This is a genomic window from Staphylococcus sp. GDY8P198P (genome assembly GCF_017891615.1).
In the GTDB taxonomy this organism is placed as follows: Bacteria; Bacillota; Bacilli; order Staphylococcales; family Staphylococcaceae; genus Staphylococcus; species Staphylococcus cohnii.
The window spans coordinates 241260-264412 of sequence record NZ_JAESJQ010000004.1; the positions used below are offsets into that span (position 1 = coordinate 241260).

The 23153-nt window shown below is 31.6% G+C and carries 19 protein-coding genes and 1 riboswitch; of the genes, 9 read left to right on the forward strand and 10 right to left on the reverse strand.

The genetic code is table 11. From position 1 onward, the window contains the following. Positions 1-28: 28 nt before the first annotated feature. The 3 genes from KA824_RS04015 to KA824_RS04025 form a co-directional block, all read right to left on the reverse strand. Positions 29-1237, reverse strand: coding sequence for an aspartate kinase (locus KA824_RS04015; protein ID WP_107383937.1), 1209 nt, complete (start codon positions 1235-1237; stop codon positions 29-31). Between the two features lie 82 nt (positions 1238-1319). Continuing rightward, a riboswitch (Lysine riboswitch) is annotated at positions 1320-1498 on the reverse strand. Positions 1499-1668: 170 nt separating this feature from the next. Continuing rightward, positions 1669-2499: an aldo/keto reductase gene (locus KA824_RS04020; RefSeq protein WP_107383938.1), complete on the reverse strand. Its 831-nt coding sequence runs from the start codon at positions 2497-2499 to the stop codon at positions 1669-1671. Between the two features lie 813 nt (positions 2500-3312). Further along, positions 3313-4917, reverse strand: coding sequence for an ABC-F family ATP-binding cassette domain-containing protein (locus tag KA824_RS04025; RefSeq protein ID WP_019468776.1), 1605 nt, complete (start codon positions 4915-4917; stop codon positions 3313-3315). Between the two features lie 143 nt (positions 4918-5060). Here KA824_RS04025 and KA824_RS04030 point away from each other — a divergent pair, with 143 nt between their 5' ends. From KA824_RS04030 to phoU, 6 genes are all read left to right on the forward strand, one after another. Continuing rightward, positions 5061-5960, forward strand: a complete 900-nt coding sequence (locus tag KA824_RS04030) for a CvfB family protein (protein ID WP_107383939.1) — start codon at positions 5061-5063, stop codon at positions 5958-5960. A gap of 327 nt (positions 5961-6287) precedes the next feature. Beyond that, complete coding sequence (locus KA824_RS04035; protein WP_107383940.1) at positions 6288-7247, forward strand: PstS family phosphate ABC transporter substrate-binding protein; 960 nt, start codon at positions 6288-6290, stop codon at positions 7245-7247. A 200-nt stretch (positions 7248-7447) separates the two neighbouring features. Continuing rightward, positions 7448-8377, forward strand: a complete 930-nt coding sequence (gene pstC, locus KA824_RS04040; protein WP_181187570.1) for a phosphate ABC transporter permease subunit PstC — start codon at positions 7448-7450, stop codon at positions 8375-8377. A 1-nt stretch (position 8378) separates the two neighbouring features. Then, positions 8379-9290 (forward strand): phosphate ABC transporter permease PstA, encoded by a 912-nt coding sequence (gene pstA / locus KA824_RS04045; RefSeq protein WP_107383942.1) that lies wholly within the window; start codon positions 8379-8381, stop codon positions 9288-9290. 92 nt (positions 9291-9382) lie between these two features. After that, positions 9383-10264, forward strand: coding sequence for a phosphate ABC transporter ATP-binding protein PstB (gene pstB / locus KA824_RS04050; RefSeq protein ID WP_107383943.1), 882 nt, complete (start codon positions 9383-9385; stop codon positions 10262-10264). A 3-nt stretch (positions 10265-10267) separates the two neighbouring features. After that, on the forward strand, positions 10268-10912 hold the full coding sequence (phoU, locus tag KA824_RS04055; protein ID WP_181187569.1) for a phosphate signaling complex protein PhoU: 645 nt from the start codon (positions 10268-10270) through the stop codon (positions 10910-10912). A gap of 105 nt (positions 10913-11017) precedes the next feature. Here the strand turns inward: phoU and pepF are convergent, their stop codons facing one another. Then, positions 11018-12838, reverse strand: coding sequence for an oligoendopeptidase F (pepF, locus tag KA824_RS04060; protein WP_107383944.1), 1821 nt, complete (start codon positions 12836-12838; stop codon positions 11018-11020). 258 nt (positions 12839-13096) lie between these two features. Here pepF and KA824_RS04065 point away from each other — a divergent pair, with 258 nt between their 5' ends. Both KA824_RS04065 and KA824_RS04070 read left to right on the forward strand, forming a co-directional pair. Next, positions 13097-13447: a hypothetical protein gene (locus tag KA824_RS04065; RefSeq protein WP_107383945.1), complete on the forward strand. Its 351-nt coding sequence runs from the start codon at positions 13097-13099 to the stop codon at positions 13445-13447. 188 nt (positions 13448-13635) lie between these two features. Then, complete coding sequence (locus KA824_RS04070; protein WP_107385782.1) at positions 13636-14391, forward strand: MerR family transcriptional regulator; 756 nt, start codon at positions 13636-13638, stop codon at positions 14389-14391. A gap of 947 nt (positions 14392-15338) precedes the next feature. Here the strand turns inward: KA824_RS04070 and KA824_RS04075 are convergent. After that, complete coding sequence (locus KA824_RS04075) at positions 15339-16535, reverse strand: SAM-dependent methyltransferase (protein WP_275113067.1); 1197 nt, start codon at positions 16533-16535, stop codon at positions 15339-15341. Positions 16536-16727: 192 nt separating this feature from the next. Here KA824_RS04075 and KA824_RS04080 point away from each other — a divergent pair, with 192 nt between their 5' ends. Next, complete coding sequence (locus KA824_RS04080) at positions 16728-17249, forward strand: DUF308 domain-containing protein (RefSeq protein WP_107385325.1); 522 nt, start codon at positions 16728-16730, stop codon at positions 17247-17249. A gap of 329 nt (positions 17250-17578) precedes the next feature. Here the strand turns inward: KA824_RS04080 and KA824_RS04085 are convergent, their stop codons facing one another. From KA824_RS04085 to trpB, 5 genes are all read right to left on the reverse strand, one after another. Then, complete coding sequence (locus tag KA824_RS04085) at positions 17579-18838, reverse strand: aminoacyltransferase (RefSeq protein ID WP_107385324.1); 1260 nt, start codon at positions 18836-18838, stop codon at positions 17579-17581. 32 nt (positions 18839-18870) lie between these two features. Next, the gene (locus KA824_RS04090) at positions 18871-20130 is read right to left on the reverse strand and encodes an aminoacyltransferase (RefSeq protein WP_107385323.1); all 1260 of its coding nucleotides are present in this window, start codon (positions 20128-20130) and stop codon (positions 18871-18873) included. A 291-nt stretch (positions 20131-20421) separates the two neighbouring features. After that, a complete protein-coding gene (locus KA824_RS04095) occupies positions 20422-21081 on the reverse strand; it encodes a type 1 glutamine amidotransferase domain-containing protein (protein WP_107384592.1) in 660 nt (219 codons plus the stop codon). 120 nt (positions 21082-21201) lie between these two features. Continuing rightward, on the reverse strand, positions 21202-21945 hold the full coding sequence (gene trpA, locus KA824_RS04100) for a tryptophan synthase subunit alpha (RefSeq protein ID WP_107384591.1): 744 nt from the start codon (positions 21943-21945) through the stop codon (positions 21202-21204). Further along, a complete protein-coding gene (trpB, locus tag KA824_RS04105) occupies positions 21938-23152 on the reverse strand; it encodes a tryptophan synthase subunit beta (RefSeq protein WP_107384590.1) in 1215 nt (404 codons plus the stop codon). Before trpB ends, trpA begins: the two co-directional genes overlap by 8 nt. Between the last annotated feature and the right edge of the window lies 1 nt (position 23153).

The window sequence follows — 23153 nt, forward strand, 5'->3', positions numbered from 1 at the left end:
TTTTAAAAATTAATTATATTTAGAAAATTCAGATATCAAAAGTTTGATATAAGGCATGAACTGCACGTTCACCATTTTCGGAATCTATTACACATGAAATACTAATTTCTGATGTGGTGGTTTGATAAAAAGCAATATCATTTTCAATCAATGTAATAAATGCTTTTGAAGCAACACCAGACATATCTCGCATACCAGAACCAATTAATGAAAGTTTAACGTATCCTTCGTTAATCTTGAAGTCTAATGCATTAAATCTTTCTTTTAACACATCTAAGATGTTTGTTATTTGAACAGCATCTGTATCTTTTATCGTAAAAGACATTTGCAACCCTTCCAAATTAATAATTTGAGAAATCATATCCACATTGACTGATCCTTCTTCTAAATGATTGAATAAATCCGTCAATAATCTATTGTCCGGTAGGGGATAACTAATTGTAACGTGTAACATGTGTGTATCTAATGCTACACCAGTAACTGCTTTTTTTTCTAATAATTCTGCTTGTGACATAATCCATGTTCCTTTCACATTTGATAAAGTTCTTCCTAAATACAGTGGGATGTTATAATTATTTGCTAACTCCACACTTCTAGTTTCAAGTACACCTGCACCTAAAGCACTCATCTCCATCATTTCCTCATAAGATACATATGCTAATCGTTTCGCATCTTTGTAAACCCTTGGATCTGTCGCATATACACCATCTACATCAGTATATATCTCACAAGTCGTTTGATTACTTGCAGCTAAAGCTACAGCAGTCGTGTCTGAGCCGCCACGACCTAAGGTAGTTATTTCTAATTCATCATTAATACCTTGAAACCCTGCTATCACTAGTACATCATTGTTTTCAAAAGCTTGTTCAAATGTACTAGGATTGATTTCAGCAATTTTACTTTTCAAATGATGCCCAACCGTTTTAATTCCTGCTTGATATCCAGTCATCGCTTTTGCGTTTACACCGATATCATTTAATACCATCGACAAATAGGAAACGGTCTGTTGTTCACCGGTTGTTAATAGCAAGGCTAATTCTTGATCTTTAGGTGTCGTAGTAAGCGTTGAAACATTAGCCATAAGCTCATCTGTTGTTTTTCCCATTGCACTAACGACAACGATAAGTTGTTCGCCTTCATCAACTCTTGTTTTTAACATACCTGCTATATTTTTAATTTTAGTAAAATCACTTACGGAAGAACCTCCAAATTTCAAAACACTTCTTTCCAATTCCATATCCTCCTCATTTGATAGGGGAGAATCACAGTGATATAAAAAAAGAACAAGTCCGGAATGCGAACCTGTTCTATAATTTATATACAAGTGATGCACTCCATTATTTTAAAATAATGACAGACTCTTAGCTCTTAACCATAAAGTCCAACTTGTTATAAGCTGCTATTATAACTGTTTCGGCATCTCACCCTTTCAAAATTAGCTGCTAGCAGACAGGTTCTTCTAAAATTTACTAATGATTGATGCGCCTCATCAAAACTTATTTAATTTTGTTTATGAATCATATTATACATATGCTTATATGTACTGTAAACCGCTTTTACAAAGTTTTTTAAATTTACTGAAAAATTAAACCGTTTTATTAACGTTTTGCTAAATAAGTGTAATTATATATATTAAAATTTAAATATTCAAATGTATGAACTATTAATTTAAAATTCTTCATAAGTGGCCGGATCTTGGTCTTTACGTCTGCCATCTGTACGTGTTAATACATTGATTTTCTCAATATCATTACTATCAAGATAAAAGTCAAAAATATCCATATTTTGCAGTTGTCTTGATACAGTTGTAGATTTCGGAATAGGCACAACACCATTTTGAATATGCCATTTTAATATAACTTGAGGAATTGTTTTATTATGTTTTTTAGCAATTTCGACCAGATTTTCATCATCAATAACACTAGAAGCACGACCTAATGGGCTCCATGCTTGAGTAACAATTCCTTTGGATGTGTTGTATTGAACTAATGCTTCTTGATTGAAATACGGGTGTAATTCAATTTGGTTTACTGCTGGCAGAACACCAGTTTCTTGTTGTAGTGTTTCGATATGTTCTGGTAAAAAATTACACACACCAATCGATTTTATTAAGCCCGCTTTTTGTGCTGCAATCATTGCTTGCCAAGCTTCAACATATTTACCTTGTTTAGGATTAGGCCAGTGAATTAAATATAAATCAAGATACTCAACACCTAAGCGATAAATTGATTCCTGAATTGCAGTCAGTGCATCGTCGTAAGATTGATAACGTCCAGGCAATTTTGAAGTAATCATAATTTGATCTCGTGAAACACTGCTCATCTCGATTGCTTTACCAACTGTTCCTTCATTCTCATAATTATAAGCTGTATCTAACAAACGATAACCTTGTTCTAATGCATTCACAATTGCATGTGCACCATGCGCACCATTTAACTTATATGTACCAAACCCAATTTGAGGAATCACTTGTCCATCTAACATATTTAACTGTTCCATTTACATACCTCCATAACGATATATGTCTTTGATTATATAATGCATAACCATTTATGCCTAATATTTAGTCTTCATAGGGGAGAAGACTATAAACAAAAAAAGCTGAGATAAATCAATATCTCAGCTTCAGAACATAGACGAACCCTTTGCATTAAGTTGCGAAGGGTTTGTCTATTGTCTATTTATATAGCTTTTTCAAAATAGTAGGGGTATTTCATACCATTATTGGCCATTTTACTAACCATATTGCCATTTTTTAAAGATTCGTGGTAACACAAATTATCATGGTATGCATAGAAACTTTGTCATGGCGACTATATTTCGTTCATCGCATACCATGTGTTCTTTTATATCGCCAAATCTTCTCTCAATTGTTTGACTTCGCAAATTATATTGTTTCTTTACAGTATCAACAATACTTTTCAATTTGGGAGAGAAAAGTATCTTTTTTCACAATTTCTTTGATTGTTTGTCACATTGACTTGAGACAAAATATTCTCTGAATTAATAGTGTTTTTAGTGTGATATTGGCAGTAATTTGGGCCGACTCCTGCGGGAAGAGCACTAGCCGAAGACTACAGGCAAAGGCAGTGCCCGCGGAAAGCGTGCACAAAAAAACTGCCAACAAAGTCGTAGACTTTGTCGACAGTCTGAGCTTATATATTAATATCTCAGCTTTAACATATGATTTCATCCATTGATGGTATTTTTCATATATGCTTAATAACGCTATTTGCTATCTAATTTACCATTGAAATATGCAATACTTTTAATCTATGTGTTGACTAATATACTTCTATATTTTTAATGGTCTTATTTATTTAATACGCCAGTTTCCTGTAAATAAGCTTCATAAGATATTTCTTTTGATAAACCGCCAGTAGGATTTAAGTCAATTACTCGGTTCGCGATTGTGTTGATAAATTCAAAGTCATACGACGTGAAAATCATTGAACCTTTGAAATTTTTCAAACCATCGTTTACTGCAGTAATACTTTCTAAATCTAAGTGGTTTGTTGGTTCATCTAGTAATAGAACATTCGCACTAGATAACATCATTTTACTTAACATACAACGCACTTTTTCTCCACCAGATAAAACACTCGCTTTTTTCTTAACTTCTTCACCACTAAATAACATGCGGCCTAAGAAGCCTCTTAAGAATGTTTCTGTTTGTTCATCTTCAGGCGCATATTGACGTAACCAATCAACAAGGTTCATATTTACACCTTCGAAGTATTCAGAGTTATCTTTAGGGAAGTAACTACGTGAAGTCGTAACACCCCATTTTACAGTTCCTTCGTCTGGCGTCATTTCACCAGCTAATATTTTGAGTAATGTCGTTTTCGCAATTTCACTATCTCCAATTAAAACTGCTTTATCATTAGGGTTCATTGTAAATGAAATATTATCTAACACTTTATTACCATCTATTGTTTTTGATACATTTTCAACAAATAGTAAATCATTACCAATTTCACGTTCTGGCGTGAATTTCACATATGGGTAACGACGTGAAGAAGGTTGAATATCGTCTAGTTCAATTTTTTCTAGTTGCTTTTTACGGCTTGTTGCTTGTTTAGATTTAGATGCATTTGCAGAGAAACGAGCAACGAAATCTTGCAATTCTTTAATCTTTTCTTCTTTTTTCTTGTTTTGTTCTTGTGCCATTTTCATTGCTAATTGACTTGATTGATACCAAAAATCATAGTTACCTACGTATACTTTTATTTTTCCATAATCTAAGTCTGCAATATGTGTACATACATTATTTAAAAAGTGTCTATCATGTGATACCACAATCACTGTATTTTCAAAATTGATTAAGAAATCTTCTAACCAGCTTATCGCAGGGATATCTAAACCATTGGTCGGTTCATCAAGTAGAAGTACATCAGGTTTACCAAACAAACTTTGGGCTAATAATACTTTTACTTTTTGGTTATTTTCTAATTCAGCCATTTTTTTATCTTGTAAATCTGCAGATATACCTAATCCAGATAATAAAGAACCTGCATCTGCTTCGGCATTCCAGCCGTCCATTTCAGCAAATTCACCTTCTAATTCTGCAGCTCTGATACCGTCTTCATCACTGAAATCCGGTTTCATATAAATTTCATCTTTTTCTTTCATTACTTCATATAGACGTTCATGTCCTTTAATGACAACATCAATCACACGTTCTTCTTCATATGCAAAGTGATCCTGTTTTAAGATTGCTAAACGTTCGTCTTTCCCCATAGATACATGACCTGATTGAGCATCCAACTCGCCAGATAAAATCTTTAAAAATGTCGATTTTCCAGCACCATTAGCTCCAATCAAACCATAACAATTTCCTTCTGTAAATTTAATATTTACATCTTCGAATAATTTACGATCACCAAATCGTAAACTCACATCAGTAACTTGTAACATGCATTTGCTCCTTTACGTTAATCTACCGGACAAATTATAACACACTTAAGAGGGAGTTTCGACCATTCACAATGAGTTGATGCTTGTTTCTTTATGGCATGTTATAATAGATAAGAATAAATTTAAGTACGAAGGAGAACAGTATGGCCCAAGAAGAGAAAAATATTGTAGGTTCCATTGAATTTCTTGAAGTTGTTGGATTAGAAGGATCTACTTACAAGTTACAAGGACCAAACGGAGAAGAAGTTAAACTCAATCAATCAGAAGTTAATGAAGAAGATAATTTAATCATAGGCGAGGAATATAGCTTTTTCATTTATCCTAATAGATCTGGCGCATTGTTTGCTACACAAAATATGCCAGACATTACAACTAGCAAATATGATTTTGTGAAAGTTTTAAAAACCGATCGAGATGGTGCACACGTTGATGTAGGTCTTCCAAGGGAAGTTTTAATCCCGTGGATTGATTTACCAAAAGTAAAAGATGTATGGCCAATACAAGGTGATGAATTATTAGTTACTTTACGTATTGATAGCGAAAACAACATGTTTGCTCGTCTAGCAACTGAAACAATTGTTGATTCAATGTACACACCAGTAAACGATGATACATTACAGAATAAAGTTATCGAAGCAAGACCATACAGAGTTTTAAGAATCGGAAGCTTCATGCTATCCAAAGATGGTCATAAAATATTCGTCCATGAGTCTGAACGTAAATCGGAACCTCGCTTAGGTGAAAAGCTAGAAGTTCGAATTATAGGGCATAATGAAAAAGGGGAACTCAACGGTTCGTTTTTACCATTTGCACATGAAAGACTTGACGAAGATGGTCAACATATATTTAATTTACTTGTAGAATATGATGGCGAATTGCCGTTTTGGGACAAATCAAATCCTGAAGCTATTAAAGAAGTATTTAATATGAGTAAAGGCGCATTTAAACGTGCGATTGGTCATTTATATAAAAACAAAATTATAACAATTGAAACTGGCAAAATCGCGTTAACTAATAAAGGTTGGAGCAGAGTTGAAGACTAGTTCTTTCTATATAAAATAGTGTTTAAATATTTATAATTTTATCCTGTACTACATAAATCAACATGTAGGACAGGATTTTTTTGTTTTTATATTACAAATCATGCGCTTTTTGTAATATTCATTTTTCCACAAATGTTGTCATATCAAGGTTTGTTCAAAAGTTTAAGCCATAGATCCTACCATTGTGAATTTTGTAAACAAGGTCAATAAATACTTAACAAAACATTTACATTAACTATATTTGTATTTAATAAAAGGTGTGTAGTATAGGAACTGTAAGAAATACATATAACTTTTGGGTTATTCACTTATTAGGAGGATGTTTCAATGAAAAAATGGCAATTATTTGGTACTACTGTAATCGGTGCTTCACTTTTATTAGGAGCTTGTGGCGGCGGAAATAGCGATTCTGGTAAAGGAAGTGGAGAAGTTAAAGGTGACGGTTCATCTACTGTAGGTCCAATCATTGAAAAATTAAATGAAAAATTTGCTAAAGATAATTCAGATGTAACTGTATCAAATGGTACATCGGGAACTGGTGGTGGATTTGAAAAATTCATTTCAGGCAGCACTGATTTCTCAAATGCATCTAGACCTATAAAAGATGAAGAAAAGAAAAAATTAGATGATAAAGGCATTAAATATGATGAATTTAAAGTTGCACAAGATGGTGTAACAATTACAGTAAATAAAGAAAATGACTTTGTAGATGAACTTACGAAAGAGCAATTAAGAGAAATCTACTCAGGCAAAGCAAAAACATGGAAAGACGTTAATTCAAAATGGCCAGATAAAGAAATTAAAGCATTCTCTCCTGACCAATCACACGGTACTTACGATTTCTTCTCTGAAGAAATTATGGACAAAAAAGATATCAAAGCAGAGAAAAATGCTGACACAAATACAATAGTCCAATCAGTAGAGAAAAACAAAGACAGTGTCGGTTACTTTGGTTATAACTTCTATAAACAAAATAAAGACAAATTAAAAGAAGTTAAAATCAAAGATGAAAATGGTCAATTAACAGAACCAACTAAGAAAACAATCCAAGATGGTTCTTACGCATTAAGCAGACCACTTTATATCTACACTAACGAGAAAAAATTAAAAGATAATGAAGGATTCCAAGACTTCATGAAATTTGTCATGAAGGATAAAGGAAAATCAGCTGAAGAAGCAGGATTTGTTGCCTTACCTGAAAAAGATTACACAGAACAACAAAGTAAATTAAAAGACATCATTGGTAAAGATAGCGACAAAAAAGACAGCAAAAAAGAAGATAAATAAACATAATAGCAATTTTTAAAGTTGGGATTCAGGAAGTAGGTAGACAAAACGCATTATTAAATTTATCTATCTACTTCCAAGTTCAATTTATCTAGCGTTTAACAATATAGTGAAAATCGCTATGTTGCTAAACGCTAGATGAAGAACAGTCCCAACTTTATTTTAAATATTGGGAGTCTATACGAAAGAAGGGTATTTACATGGCTAATCAGAATACTTCTGTTAGTGAAATGATTGCTAAAAATAACGGCAAGAAAAAAGGCATTAGCGATAAAATTGTACCGATCATTCTGGGAATCATTGCAATTTGCTCAATCTTAGCAACAGTAGGGATTATCGTTACATTATTAACAGAAACCATTACATTTTTTACACGTGTTCCAATAACTGAGTTTTTATTTTCTAAAGAATGGAATCCATTCTCATCAACACCACAATATGGTATTTGGGCATTAATTTTAGGTACGCTTAAAATTACAGCTATTGCAACAATCGTTGCTGTTCCTCTTGGTTTAGGAGCTGCTTTATATTTAAGTGAATATGCTTCTACAAGAGTGAGAAAAATAATAAAACCTATATTAGAAATATTGTCTGGGATACCAACAATTGTTTTCGGCTTTTTCGCTTTAACATTTGTTACCCCTGTACTTCGTTCAATATTTCCTGAGTTAGGCAGCTTTAACTCAATTAGTCCTGGTATTGTCGTAGGCGTTATGATTATTCCGTTGATTTCAAGTATGAGTGAAGATGCTATGTCATCAGTGCCAAACAAAATACGTGAAGGTGCACTTGGTTTAGGTGCAACAAAATTTGAAGTTGCAACAAAAGTAATATTACCAGCCGCTACTTCAGGTATTATGGCGTCTATCGTATTAGCTATTTCTCGTGCAATCGGAGAAACGATGATCGTATCACTCGCTGCAGGTAGTACACCTAGTTCCTCATTAAATTTAACTGGGTCAATCCAAACTATGACAGGATATATTGTACAAGTGGCAACAGGAGATGCGACATTTGGCTCTGATATCTATTACAGTATCTATGCTGTTGGTTTCACATTATTCTTATTCACACTTGTGATGAATTTAATTTCACAATGGATTACGAAACGCTTTAGAGAGGAGTATTAATATGGGAGAGACAAATACTAAAGCGCTTGTTAATCAACAAAAAGTTGAAAAAAAACTTTCCAGTAGATTAGCAACAAATAAATTCAATAAATGGGCATTTTTTACATGTACTTTAGTAGCCTTACTTTTTCTAGCAGCTCTAATCATAGACACACTCATTAAAGGTGCAGGACATTTAACACCGTCATTCTTCAGTAATTTCTCGTCCTCAACACCTTCAATGGCAGGTGTGAAAGGTGGTTTAATCGGTACAATTTGGTTGATGATTACAATCATACCCATTTCAATTGTATTAGGTGTAGGTACAGCAATTTATTTAGAGGAATATGCCAAAGATAATGCATTTACAAGTTTTATTAAAGTCAGTATTTCAAACTTAGCCGGCGTGCCTTCAGTGGTTTTTGGTTTACTTGGACTCACTATTTTTGTAAGAGGTATGGGGATAGAAGCACTTGCTTTAAGTAACTCAGTACTTGCAGCAGCATTAACCATGTCGTTACTAATCTTACCAGTCATTATTGTCGCAAGCCAGGAAGCTATCAGATCTGTGCCAAATTCGGTTAGAGAAGCTTCATATGGCTTAGGTGGAAATAAATGGCAAACAATACGTCGAGTTGTATTACCAGCAGCTATTCCAGGTATACTAACAGGTTTCATTCTAGCATTATCACGTGCATTAGGTGAAACTGCACCGCTCATACTAATCGGTATACCGACCGTTTTATTAAGTTTACCTTCAAGTGTATTCGACCAATTCCAAGCATTACCTATGTCGATTTACAATTGGGCAAAACTTCCACAAGATGAATTCCAAAATGTTGCGTCTGCCGGTATCATTGTCTTGCTAGTCATTTTACTGCTAATGAACGCAATTGCGATATTTTTGAGAAACAAATACAGTAAAAAATATTAATGTTATTTCAAAATCAAATTTAATTAAACGGTTATTTTGGGGAGAAATTATAAATTTATAGTTTGAAAATAACCGTAAAAGGAGTTTTAATTATGGCTAAAGATACAATTAAAGAAGAAAAAACAAAAATAGCGGAACATACGAATCAAAATTCAGTACCAATTGCATCCATTGATAGAAACACAGATAACAAAGAACATAAAATTCCTGATAGTGAGAAAAAAATTGTCTATTCTACAAAAAATCTAGATTTATGGTACGGCGATAATCATGCTTTAAAAAACATAAATCTAGATATCTTAGAAAATAATGTCACTGCTATTATAGGGCCATCAGGTTGCGGTAAATCTACTTATATCAAAGCATTAAATAGAATGGTGGAACTTGTACCATCTGTTAAAACAGCAGGTAAAATCATTTACCGTGATCAAAATATTTTCGACGAAAAATATTCAGTTGAAAAATTAAGAACAAATGTCGGAATGGTGTTCCAACAACCCAACCCATTTCCAAAATCAATATATGATAATATCACATACGGACCTAAAATACATGGTATTAAAAACAAAAAGATTCTTGATGAAATTGTAGAAAAATCTTTACGTGGCGCTGCAATATGGGATGAATTAAAAGACCGCTTAGATACAAACGCATATAGCTTATCAGGTGGCCAACAACAGCGTGTTTGTATTGCACGTACATTAGCAATTGAACCAGATGTTATTTTAATGGATGAACCAACATCTGCGTTAGATCCAATTTCAACGTTAAAAGTTGAAGAGCTCGTACAAGAACTAAAAGAAAAATATTCGATCATTATCGTTACACATAATATGCAACAAGCTGCGCGTGTATCTGATAAAACAGCATTTTTCCTTAACGGTTATGTAAATGAATACGACGACACTGATAAAATCTTCTCTAACCCATCTGATAAACAAACAGAAGATTATATCTCTGGTCGTTTCGGTTAATATATGGTTATTAGAGAGAAATATGAAGGCCAATTAGACGCATTAATGAAAGATTTACGTCGACTTGGCCTTCACGTATATTATAATATTGAATATGGATTAAAATCGTTAAGTGAAGAGGATAGAAATTATGCGCGGGAAACAATTGCGAACGATAAAGACATCAATGCCTTAGAAACAGAAATAAATGAAAAAGTAATTATGTTAATTACTAAACAACAGCCCATCGCTTCTGATTTAAGGTTGATGATGGCTGCATTAAAAATCGCTTCTGATTTTGAAAGAATTGGTGATAATGCTGCAAATATTGCAGAAATTAGATTACGCGCTAAAATCACCGATGAATACGTGCTTACAAGATTGAACACAATGGGTAAACTTGCATTATTAATGTTAAAAGATTTAGATGATGCAGTAAAAAGAGACGATGTTACCTTGATTAAGGAAATTATTGAACGTGACGAAGATATTGATGATTTATATAAAAATATTGTTAATACAACTTATTTAATAGATAATGATCCTTTTGTTGCAGGACAAGCACATCTAGCAGCCAGACATTTGGAACGCATCGGTGACCACATCAGCAATGTTGCAGAAAGTATTTTTTACTTTGTCACAGGTGAACGTTACGAATCATATGACTAAAATACAAAAGCACGGTGTCGAGATAAGCTACATCCAGTTGTAAAACAGGGCTTGCTTATTTTATCGACATCGTGCTTTTTTAAGATATGTCTTTATTTATATTTATTAGTGTTGATGATTGTCTGCTTCAATTTCATCTGTAAGCTGCTCCAGCTCATCTACCAATTTACCTATATATGCAATTGTAGATTTTAATGGTTGATCAGTGCGAATATCAATACCAGCCAATCGAGCTAATTCAGTAGGTGATTGACTGCCACCTGCTTGCAATGTTTTTAACCAATCACTCACAGCAGGTTGTCCTTCTTGCTGAATACGTTGTGACATAACTGTACCTATTGTTAAGCCAGCAGAATACGTATACGAATATAATCCCATATAATAATGTGGTTGTCTCATCCATGTAAGCTCTGAACCTTTAGTAAACTTAACACTTTCTCCAAAAAATTGAGTGTAGACATCCAACATAATTCGATTTAATAATGGCGCAGTCAGCGATTCGCCATTATCAACTTTTTTATAAACTTCGCGTTGATACGCTGCTTCTAGTAAATGCGTTACCATATTGTGATAATACGTTCTAGAAACGATAGAACCTATAACCCAACGCTTAAATTGAGCATCGCTGCTATTTTCGAATAAATAATTCGCCATTAACATCTCATTCATTGTCGATGGTGCCTCTACAAAATACATGGATGGTTCTGATTCCAAATAATTTTGGTGACTTTGTGCTAACGTAAAATGGCCAGCGTGTCCTAACTCATGTGCTAAAACAAATGTCTCAGTCATTTTACCAGTCCAAGAAATAAATATATACGAATGTGTAGCATATGGACTTGCACAATACGCACCAGTATCTTTGCCTTTGTTCTGAGCAAAATCTATCCATCTATCTTGATAAGCTGTTTCAACCATATTCAAATAATTTTTACCTAATACATTTAATGCGCCATAAATATATTTTTTAGAATCTTCAATAGAGATATCTGGTTCGTAATTAGGATCTATAGATATCTTTAAATCTTCAAAATGCATGACTTCTAAGCCATGAACACGTTTAATCAATTTCGCATATTTTTGCATAATAGGCGCTAAATTGCTCATAATAACATCAATTTGACGGTCAAACATATCTCGAGTAATTTCTTGATCTTGTAATAGGTAATCAATTACAGAATCATAACCACGTAAATCTGCTTCAATTTTTTCTTGTTGTACTTGCATATTATATGTAGCAGCAGTTGTATGTTGATACTTATTTAATGCATCGCTAAATTTTTTGAAACTAATCCTTCTAAATGCTTCTTCTGGATGATCTTCATATTCATTTTCAAAGGTAGCATAATCTAAAGGATATGTTTTACCGTTATATTCAAACGAATCAAAATCTATATCTAACATCTTCGTTATACCATATAGTTCAAAAGGACGTTCAAACACTGATGATAAACTTGCTAATGTTTTTTCAACTTCAGGACTAAGTTGATACGGTTTACTTTCTTTTAATTTTTTTAAATAATGTGGGTATTTAGATGTTGAAATAAAATGATTGAATACCTCATCAGAAAGTTCCAATATTTCTGATTCAACAAATGATAGTTCACTCGCAATTTTTCCATAAGTATTTGAAAATTTAGCACTTAATGTTTGTGCTTGTTCATTTGACGTATCAACACTTAATCTCAATTCTGCATAATTTGCCATTTTATCTAATTGGACCAGTATATCAGAATATACAGCTAATGCTTTTTCAATAATAGTAGGATTATCCAATTGATGAACATAATTTTCATTAAATGTTTTTGCAGCTGCTGTGGTGTTATCTAAAGTTTGATAAAATGCTTCATCTGATGAAAATAGAGCTGAAATATCCCAAGTTGTTTCAGCTGAAACTTCATTTCTAAGTGGTAAAGTATCTGCCATTTAATCACTCCTAATTATGTATAATAATTTCATGTTTAATTATACATGAAATTACCTGGTAAGATACAATTGTGCGTTTATAGACCAAACCCGCGTAAGAAAACAAGTTATCTAATTGTATAAAGAATGTTAATTTGACGTGATTAATGCAATATTTTAATATGTTATTATACTACTCAAGATGGATATGATATATAATTTCATTTAGTATTATTGTTATAATGACAAATATGCCGATTTTTATAAGGAGCGCTATAAATGACTATTTTTGATTTACCTAATTTTTTATGGATTACAGTAGTAGCTGTTATAGTAGTTACATTATTCTGTACACTTGTTTTAAATAAATGGTTTGCAGCTGCAATTTTAACATTTGTTATATTAGCTATTGCTGCATTCTTAATACCTAATTTTGAAAATATTACTTACGAGCCTTTATTAGGTTTTGCTGCATTTATGGCGGTATTAAGTTTAATTATGAGCTTTTTAATTTGGTACTTTACGCGTGACTTCAGACGTAAACGTCGAGAAAAAAAGGCATTAAAAGAAATGAAAAAACGTGGTATCTCGCCTGAAGACGAAGCACATGAATTTAAAAGAAAAAAATAATTGTTAAAAGTAACATCGGAATAAAAATGCAAAGCTCATTGTTTCATCTACCAATATTGAAAGTCCCCAGACACATTTTGTCTCAGGGACTTTTTATTTTTATTATACTGCTAACAATAATACAAAATTTATTATTGACCCTGACGTTCCGTTAAGCATTATAGTCATTTTATGAGGAGGTAAGATAAATGCAAATGACGGTTAAACAAATAGCCAATTTAGTAGGTATTAGTGTGCGTACGTTACATTACTATGATGAAATTAATTTATTAAATCCAACGAAACTGTCCAAGTCAGGATATCGGCTATATTCAGAAACAGACCTAGATAAATTACAGCAAATTTTATTTTTTAGAGAACTCGACTTTTCTCTTAAAAAAATAAAATCAATCATTGATAGCCCGTCTTTCGATAGACAAGAAGCATTAAAAATACACAAGCAATTACTTATTGAAAGACAAAATCGTACCGATCAAATGATTCAAACAATTGATCAAACATTACGTCATATGAGAGGAGAAATAGCAATGACCAATGAAGAAAAATTCGAAGGCTTTAATTTTGATAATTTATCTAAAAGCTATGACGAAGAAGCACGTAAAAAGTGGGGTGATAGCACTATTATAAAAGCTAACCAGCATATTAACTCATGGTCAGACAAAGAAAAAGTTCTAAAAACAAATGAAATGAATGATATCTTTTCAACTTTCGCCAATTTAAAAAGTCAGCCACCAGAATCTGTCGAGGTCCAGTCAAACGTACAAAAATGGTATGATTATTTAAATTCAAACTTAAATTTTAATTACACATTAGATATTTTTGAGTGTTTAGGTGAAATGTATGTCGAAGACGAACGATTCAAAGTAAATATTGATAAATTTGGAACAGGCACTGCTCAGTTCATTAAAGACTCAATAGATGTTTATGTAAAAAACAAACAATAATGATATGCCTTTATTAAATCAAAAAAATTACGATTTGATAAAGGCATATATTTTATGTAAAGTTATCAGTTATATTTTCAGCATCAATGAATAAAGCTGTAGAGTTCATATAATGATTAATAGATTATAGTAAATACTTAATAGACTAATACGTATCGTTACATATTTAAGATACAATGCAAATAATTATATATAATGAATACATAGTGACTTAATAATTTCAGTTATTAAAGTAGATAACGAATAATCTAATTTAAACTGCAAGTAAGATATGAAATTGGTTATTCAAAAAAGCTAACGAAAACAAATTAAAACAAACATAAATAGCATAAAGATTATATGATAGGTCCCTTATATCGAAATACACATAACTTCCTATAATATATATTATGTAAACTAAAATGTTAATTTATATATGTATGCTGATTTATCTATTAATTTATAAAAGTATAAAGTTCATCGTATGATAAATCCTTAATTAATTTAACCAAAACTTAAGATAGAAATACAAAATTGATAATCACATCTTATTTCATTCATGTGAACATCACTATATGTATTCTACTTTTTTCTTAACCATCCTCAACGTGTATTTACAGTAATCTAACTGACAATAACATTATCATAAATCAATTTTTGGCTCATTTGCAATCATGTTTACATAGATACACAAAAGCAAAGTTCAACGTTCAGAAATCAACTTCTCAGCGTTTCAAATGAGATGTTTTTTTAAAGTAATTATAGTTTCTATTAATTATAAGAGTATTACTATCAGATAACATTTATAACAATCCTTACTTAACCTATGGTTTAAAAATAAGCATATATAATTATAGGTTTACATAACATAAATAACGTTAACTAAATGATTGTCTTATATAACATAAAAAAATCAATAGTATTGAGATAAAAGTAAAATCTCAATACTATTGATCAAAAATTTTATTTTAATTATCTTTGTATAAATAATCTCTTGTCATTGGCAGTTCATTATTGACGCCTTTTGTGATTAAAAATTGGTGCAAATCAGAAACGCCACATGTGAAGTTTGCCGCACATGCATTTAAATACAAACGCCACATTCTTATAAATCTCTCATCAAATTGCTCTCGTACTTTATCTAGATTTGCTTCAAAATTCTCTGCCCAGTTGCGTAAAGTTAAAGTGTAATGCCTTCTTAAACTTTCTACATCTACAATTTTTAAGTTATTTTGTGACATATTGTCAACTAACGCTCTTATAGAAGGAATTGCACCTCCGGGAAAGATATATTTAGTGAGAAAGTCGTTACCTTCTACTTCAACAAGTCCAGTAATACAATGCAATAAGGCCACACCGCCATCGTTCAATAACTTATGTGTATTTTCCATGAATATAGGAATATGATCATGTCCAACATGTTCTAACATGCCTACACTTACAATACGATCAAACGTTCTTTTTTCATTAATAAGTTCTCTATAATCCATTAACTTAACATCCACTTGACCGATCAAACCTTCAGCTTTAATACGTTCTTTTGTTTTGATATATTGTTCTTTACTTAATGTAATACCTAATGTTTGGACATTGTATTGTTTTGCAGCTTCAATAATAAGATGTCCCCATCCAGATCCAATATCTAATAAGCTTTGTCCAGACTGTAAATTTAGCTTTTTTAATATATGGTTAATCTTGTTAACTTGAGCTGTATATAACGAATCTTCTTTCGTTTTAAAATATGCACAAGAATAATTCATCGTTTTATCTAACCATAAGCGATAAAAATCGTTACCTAAATCATAATGAAATGAAGCATTTTCTTTAGCAATTTTTTTATTGTTTTTATATTTTTTACGAGATTGTACATATTTTTTCTTAGGTTTATTAATAAAACTTTTTTGTTGTGAAAAGATGGACGCCATAATAAATTCTAAATCACCACTGACTTCAATATTCTTATCCATATAGCCTTCTGCTAATGCAATCATCGGATTTGCTTTTAACAGTTTTTTATTTAACGGTCTATTGAAAGTCAAATGAAATTTAGCAATTCCGTCATTATAATGTACGGTTGAACCATCCCAAAATGTTACATTAAACGGCTCAGTTGCTAAATTTTTTAATAGTTTTTTATAAATTGATTTTTGAATCGAAATTCCCACTGATCATACACTCCTAAAACGAATACTTAATTTTCAAACCCTATATATTATAGATTGGACCTAAATATTTATTAAATCAAACGAAACAGGTTACTTTGTTATTCGTTTTTGTTAACATAATAATATTATTATTTACTAAAGTGTTGAATACTTTCATTTTGGGTAAATATTATTGAGATTGGAGTGAAAAACATGCAACAAAAATCAGGTATTAAATGGTCCAGTTTATTAATAGGTGTTTTCTTCTTGATTATAGGCGTTTTTATCATTAGTTTTCCTGAAGAAAATTTATTTGCCATTACTTGGTTAATTGGTATTTTATTTATAATTAATGGCTTCATTGAAATTTTTGTAAGGCGTATTATGAAACAAGCCACGCAAAATGGTTCGAGTTTACTTATTATCTTAGGTATTATCAACATCATTATTGGTATACTTATATTATTTAATGTAGTAACAAGTACAACATTTATTGTTTATTTATTTGCCATATGGTTTATTATTAATGCACTTTTGAATATGTTTACGATTACGTCAGCAGAAGGTGCAAACAAACGATTTCATATGGTATCTATTATATTAAACATAATAGAAATTATATTTGGTGTCATTTTATTGTTTAATCCATTGATAGCTGCCGTTGTTATCGCTGTATTTATGAGTGCAGTTTTCTTTATTATTGGAATAACTTATCTCATAGACGCTTTACGTTAATTGTTTTCAAAAAGATATTCTTAATATATTAGAAATATTTCTTAAACCTAACATTTTTGAATAATATTATTTATTAATTTACTATCCTGTTTATATAATAAAATGATATTGCACTTCTGATTAGTGAGATATATACTAAAAATGTGGACAACAACCAGAATTGACATCGCATGATAATCCACGCAAAGGGAGTGGGACAGAAATCTGATTTTATTAAAAAGATTTCTGTCCTACGTTAAATGAGGTTGGGCGAATCCATTATATCTCAACCTCTTTTGAACATAAGAAAGCATACTGGCTTAGGGCTTATATACCAGTATGCTTTCTTTTTATTTTTTAATTTTTTTTCTAATATTGTTAAGCGTATTGAATAACTTATACTTTGTTTTTTTGATTGGTTTATAAAAATCACCAATTAATTCTTCGATTTGTACGCCGAAACCTCGTTTAAATCGATAAACACCATAGTCTTCACTATTTTCAGTGAAGTCACCAGATAAGCCATAGAAATTGTAACGACCATATCCATGATCAAAACAATAATTAATCATAAACCAATGCATCATATAAGGTCCCATGTATTGATTGTATTTTTCAGATGACCCACCTGAGAAATAATTCACTTCATACGCATTAGCAAAATATACGCCTGCTGCAAGATTCAAGATAGAGCCATCTGTCTGTCTTAATTCACTCGCATGTAATAATTCTTTTTTATCATGCTCAATTTGTTTATCGATTTCAGCAATTTTTTTCAATTGCTTATCAGATTTATTTTCATTTTGCATCATTTGATCCCTACGCGCTTCTTTTTCATTAATACTTTCTTGCGTATTCGTAATATATTCATCTAAATCAATATAAGCTAGAGGAATTAAAGCTTTATCCCCATAATTATCTATGAAATTATAGAAATATTCATCCGTTTTTGATACAAAACCAGCTCGTTTTTCAGTTTCACGATAGAGTGATAAAAAGATGTCAAATTCATCTCTTTCTAAAAATCTTACTTTCACGCCAAAATTAATCGCTTTATTAATATTTCGTTTTCTTTGGCTATCAAATTGTTTTTTTAATGATGCTGGTGATTTACCATCTAAATTAAGTACACCCATCCATCTAACTTGACTTGATGTATCATATTCTGTTGTAAAACCATGATGCGTATATCCATGTGATTTAAATAAATTAACAAGCGCATCATTTTCTTGATAATCAGGCATTGGATTAATATCTTTATCATAAATTTGGTATATCCAATAAGGATCCATTTTCACATATAAACAATTTTGTTTTTGAAGGTAAGTATCTAATTCACGTAAATAGAAATCAACTAAACCTAAATCATTATAATCCATGACTGGACCACGGTTTGAATAATATACATAGCTACCCATAGTTGGGATTTTAGAGAAAAGACTAGCTGCGATAACTTGATTATCATCATCTTTTAAGCCTAATAAAACAACTTGAAAACCATCTTCTTCTCTAGTAGCTATATTTTCCTTTACTTGAAAGTAATGACTCTCTAAAGCTGGATTTTGTACAAAATTGTCGTATTCTTTGACAGTTAACTCTGTAAATTTCATTATAGCTAGTTCCTTTCTAAATATAATACGTATTACTTTTTATCTTTTAATCCCTTTAACATTGTATAAATTTTGTACATTGGTTTATTTATTGGTTTTATAAAATCACCAACATATTCAACTACATCAGCGTTGAAGCCTTTTTTAAATTTAACAACACCTGCATCTTCTGCATCTTCTGAAAAATCACCACTAACGCCATAGAAGTTATATCTATCAATATTATTATCGATTGCATAATTTATCATTTTCCATTGTATTGCATAGCTTCCCGCAAAATGTCTAAATTCGTTAGATGTTCCTCCTGCGTAATACACTACTTCGTATGGATTAACAATAAAGAATGCTGCTGAAATTGGTAATTCATTACCGTGTTGTTCTTGTAATGACTTAGCTTCATCAATTTTTTGCTGATTTGCAATAAGTTGTTTTTCTAAATTTTCTTTTTTATTATATGCTTTTTTATTTTCAGGACGTTTTTCTATATCTTTAAGCGCTTTATTGATATCTTTACTTAACACTTCACGCTCTGACTTGAGTTCATCGATATATGCTTCAAAATCCATATAAGCTAATGGCACCAATACACGATTCTTATAATACTTTAACCTATTGTAATAGAAACTGTCTTCTCTATCATCGAAATCTTTAGATTCTGAAGTATCTTCCATAAACGAACGGAAAATAGGTAATTCATCTTCGCCTAAGAATCTGACCTTCACGCCATTTTTTTGAACTTTTTTCGTATTACGTTTACGTAAACTATCCATATCATTTAGTACATCTTTTGCTGTCTTATCTTTTAAGTCTAATACAGAATGGAATCTTATTTGAATAATTGGATCAAAACCAGTTAAAAACCCTTGATGTTTATAACCAAGTTGTTTCATTTTATCGAAGATCCAATCATGACCTGCATTTTCTAATACATCTCCATCGTGATTTCGATATTGATATGCTAAGTATGGATCTACTCTTAAATATAATGCATTATGTTTTTTTACATATTTAGCTAATTCATTGAAAAAATAATGGACGAGTTCTTTATTTTCGAAATCAATCACTGGTCCACGATTTGTATAAAAATATTTAAATATTTTCATAACTGGTACAGCCGTTAATAAACATGCTGCTATAACTTCATTTTCATTATTTTTAACGCCTACTAAATGTGTTTCTGTGCCTTCTGCAATTTTTAACTCATAATTCCCTACCATCTGTGTGAAATGACTGTTGGGCATGTGATCAACAAATGCACCAAACTCTTTTGCAGTTAAATTCGTAAATTTCATTTTATATACTCCTATTTGTCTATAGTACTTTATTTCGAGTTTAAACTTTAATCTTAATTATTATACAATATTCAATTATAAAACTAAATCGATACCCTAGTTAGAATTACTAAATGCTACAATTCACTTATAATTTATGTATTGTTTTATTATAGCATTACTTTTATTCTAACAAAGAATAACTATTTAAACACAAATCTTAATTTAATTATGTAAATATAAAAACTACTAACAAGTTTTTTACTTGTTAGTAGTTCATGTTACCCAATATAACTTATTTTAAAAACCCCACTATTTTAAGGCATCTTTTAATGCTTCACCGATTGCTACACTTGATTGAGGATTTTGACCAGTGATGAATTGACTATCTGTTTCAACATGTTCCGTAAAATTATCTTTGGTAACGAATTTAGCGCCCTGTTGCTCTAATTCTGTTTGTGTTAAGAATGGTACTTTATTCTCTAGTCCCATCGTACGTTCTTCATCATCTGTAAATGATGTTAAAGTAACACCTTCTACGAGATATTTACCATTTTTATCTTTTGCACCGACAAATGCACTTGGTCCATGACATACAGAACTTATAAATTTGCCTTCATGTTTAAAATCAGACAAGATATTAGCTAATTTTTGATTATGAGCAAAATCAAATACTGTACCATGACCACCTGGTAGGTAAACTGCATCATAATCTGAAACATTAATGTTATCTATACTAGGCACATCATTAATTTTTTCTACAAATTGTGCATATTTCGTTAATTCGTCATTTTGAGTTGAATTTGGATCTAAAGGTATTTCTCCACCTTCTATTGAAACGATATCTACGTCGATACCTGATTCTGTTAAAATATGATAAGGTTCACTTGCCTCTTCCAACCATAATCCAGTTGGTGTACCATCTTCATATTGTGCTCTACTTGTTATAACGAATAAAACTTTTTTATTCACGATTGTCACCTCTTCATTTATTTAGGTTATTATCTACTTGAAATCACGTCAAATTCATTTCGATGTTTCAATTTTGACTATCTATTTCAAATAATACCCATCTAAAATAAACATTACACATCATTTATTAATTTGTACATCATCTAGGGTTGTTCTAATTGAATTTAGATACGCGATTGTCGATTCTTTTTGGTCTTGTTCAAACCGTTTAACAATTTCACTACCGATGACTATACCATCAGCTACTTCGCTAATGTCACTAACATGCGTTTTAGTACGAATACCAAAACCGGCTACTACAGGTACATTTGCTTTGTTTTTAATTTTTTCAATTTTTCGTTTTAGTTCTGGATGAAACTTTCCATTTTCTCCAGTTGTTGCATTCATTGTAACTGTATAGATAAACCCTTCCGCATTTTCAGAAATTTGATTGATGCGTTCATCAGATGTTGTCATAGCAATTAATGAAATAATATTAACTTTGCGATGAGGATGTCTATCTTTTAATTGTTGGACAAGTTCATGTGGCAAATCAGGTATAATTAATCCATATACACCAGCTTTCTCACATGCATCAAAAAATGCATCTTCTCCATAATGATTAATTATATTGATATACGTCATAAGTACATATTGACTGTTTATAGAATCACGATGTGCAGTCAGTTCATCAAAAATATATGCGATGTTCACGCCTTGTTGTATGGCTTTATTTCCAGCTTCCATAATCACTGGCCCATCAGCTACTGGATCTGAAAATGGAACGCCTACTTCAATAATATCCGCGCCTGATTCACTTAATATTTTCATATTTTCAATAAAATTTTTGTTCCCCATGATATAGGGAATAAATAATTTATGCATTACTTTCGCCACCTTGTCTCATGTAGTTTCTAATCGTTTCCATATCTTTATCACCACGTCCTGACACAGTTACGACAATGATTTGGTCTTTATCCATAGATGGTGCTAGCTCTTCAACAAAACTTAATGCATGCGCACTTTCTATCGCAGGTATAATACCTTCTGCCTGGGTAAATTTCACCAATGCATCCATGGCTTGTCTATCACTAGCAGTTGCATATTTAACTCTTCCAATATCATGATAATATGAATGCTCAGGTCCTACACCTGGATAATCTAACCCAGCTGAGATTGAATGTGCTAATTCTATCTGTCCATTTTCATCTTGTATTAAATACATTTTTGTACCATGTAAAATACCTTCATGACCTTTATTTATTGCGAGTGCATGTTTGTCACTATCAATGCCCTCTCCTGCTGCTTCAACACCATAAAGTGCAACATCATCTTGAATAAATGGATAAAATGTACCAATAGCATTTGATCCTCCGCCTACACATGCAATTATCGCATCTGGTAAACGCCCTTCCTTCTCTTTGATTTGATCTTTGATTTCAGTACCTATAACTTTTTGGAAATCTCTCACTATTGTCGGGAATGGATCTGGTCCTAATGCAGAACCTAATAAATAATGTGTATCGTCTACATGACTTACCCAATATTGTAACGCCTTATTAACTGCATCAGATAACGTTCCTTGTCCTTCAGTCACGGGTTCAACTTTTGCACCAAGTAATTCCATTCTAAATACATTCAATTCTTGTCGTTTGATATCTTCTTCACCCATAAACACCACGAGTTCCATATCAAATAAGGCTGCTGCTGTCGCGCTAGCAACTCCATGTTGTCCTGCACCAGTTTCTGCAACTAATTTATTTTTGCCCATTCTTTTAGCTAAAAGTGCTTGACCTAGTGCATTATTAATTTTGTGGGCACCAGTATGATTCAAATCTTCTCTTTTTAAATATATTTTTGCCCCGCCTAGCGCTTCTGTATATGATGCCGCATATGTTAATGGTGTCTCTCTTCCTACATAATCTTTTAAATAGTTATTCAATTCATTTTGAAACTTAGGATCTAGTTTAGCTTTTTCATAAGCTTGTTTAAGTTCTTGAATTGCTGGCATTAATGTTTCTGGGACATATTGCCCACCAAAATTGCCAAAAAATCCAAATTCATCTGCTTCTGTCTGTATGTTTTTAACCATA

Bases quoted from the DNA above. Each gene is read 5' to 3' on its own strand.
- KA824_RS04015 (WP_107383937.1), bottom strand. From the start codon at position 1,237: ATGGAATTGGAAAGAAGTGTTTTGAAATTTGGAGGTTCTTCCGTAAGT.
- KA824_RS04020 (WP_107383938.1), bottom strand. From the start codon at position 2,499: ATGGAACAGTTAAATATGTTAGATGGACAAGTGATTCCTCAAATTGGG.
- KA824_RS04025 (WP_019468776.1), bottom strand. From the start codon at position 4,917: ATGTTACAAGTTACTGATGTGAGTTTACGATTTGGTGATCGTAAATTA.
- KA824_RS04030 (WP_107383939.1), top strand. From the start codon at position 5,061: ATGGCCCAAGAAGAGAAAAATATTGTAGGTTCCATTGAATTTCTTGAA.
- KA824_RS04035 (WP_107383940.1), top strand. From the start codon at position 6,288: ATGAAAAAATGGCAATTATTTGGTACTACTGTAATCGGTGCTTCACTT.
- pstC (WP_181187570.1), top strand. From the start codon at position 7,448: ATGGCTAATCAGAATACTTCTGTTAGTGAAATGATTGCTAAAAATAAC.
- pstA (WP_107383942.1), top strand. From the start codon at position 8,379: ATGGGAGAGACAAATACTAAAGCGCTTGTTAATCAACAAAAAGTTGAA.
- pstB (WP_107383943.1), top strand. From the start codon at position 9,383: ATGGCTAAAGATACAATTAAAGAAGAAAAAACAAAAATAGCGGAACAT.
- phoU (WP_181187569.1), top strand. From the start codon at position 10,268: ATGGTTATTAGAGAGAAATATGAAGGCCAATTAGACGCATTAATGAAA.
- pepF (WP_107383944.1), bottom strand. From the start codon at position 12,838: ATGGCAGATACTTTACCACTTAGAAATGAAGTTTCAGCTGAAACAACT.
- KA824_RS04065 (WP_107383945.1), top strand. From the start codon at position 13,097: ATGACTATTTTTGATTTACCTAATTTTTTATGGATTACAGTAGTAGCT.
- KA824_RS04070 (WP_107385782.1), top strand. From the start codon at position 13,636: ATGCAAATGACGGTTAAACAAATAGCCAATTTAGTAGGTATTAGTGTG.
- KA824_RS04080 (WP_107385325.1), top strand. From the start codon at position 16,728: ATGCAACAAAAATCAGGTATTAAATGGTCCAGTTTATTAATAGGTGTT.
- KA824_RS04085 (WP_107385324.1), bottom strand. From the start codon at position 18,838: ATGAAATTTACAGAGTTAACTGTCAAAGAATACGACAATTTTGTACAA.
- KA824_RS04090 (WP_107385323.1), bottom strand. From the start codon at position 20,130: ATGAAATTTACGAATTTAACTGCAAAAGAGTTTGGTGCATTTGTTGAT.
- trpA (WP_107384591.1), bottom strand. From the start codon at position 21,945: ATGCATAAATTATTTATTCCCTATATCATGGGGAACAAAAATTTTATT.
- trpB (WP_107384590.1), bottom strand. From the start codon at position 23,152: ATGGTTAAAAACATACAGACAGAAGCAGATGAATTTGGATTTTTTGGC.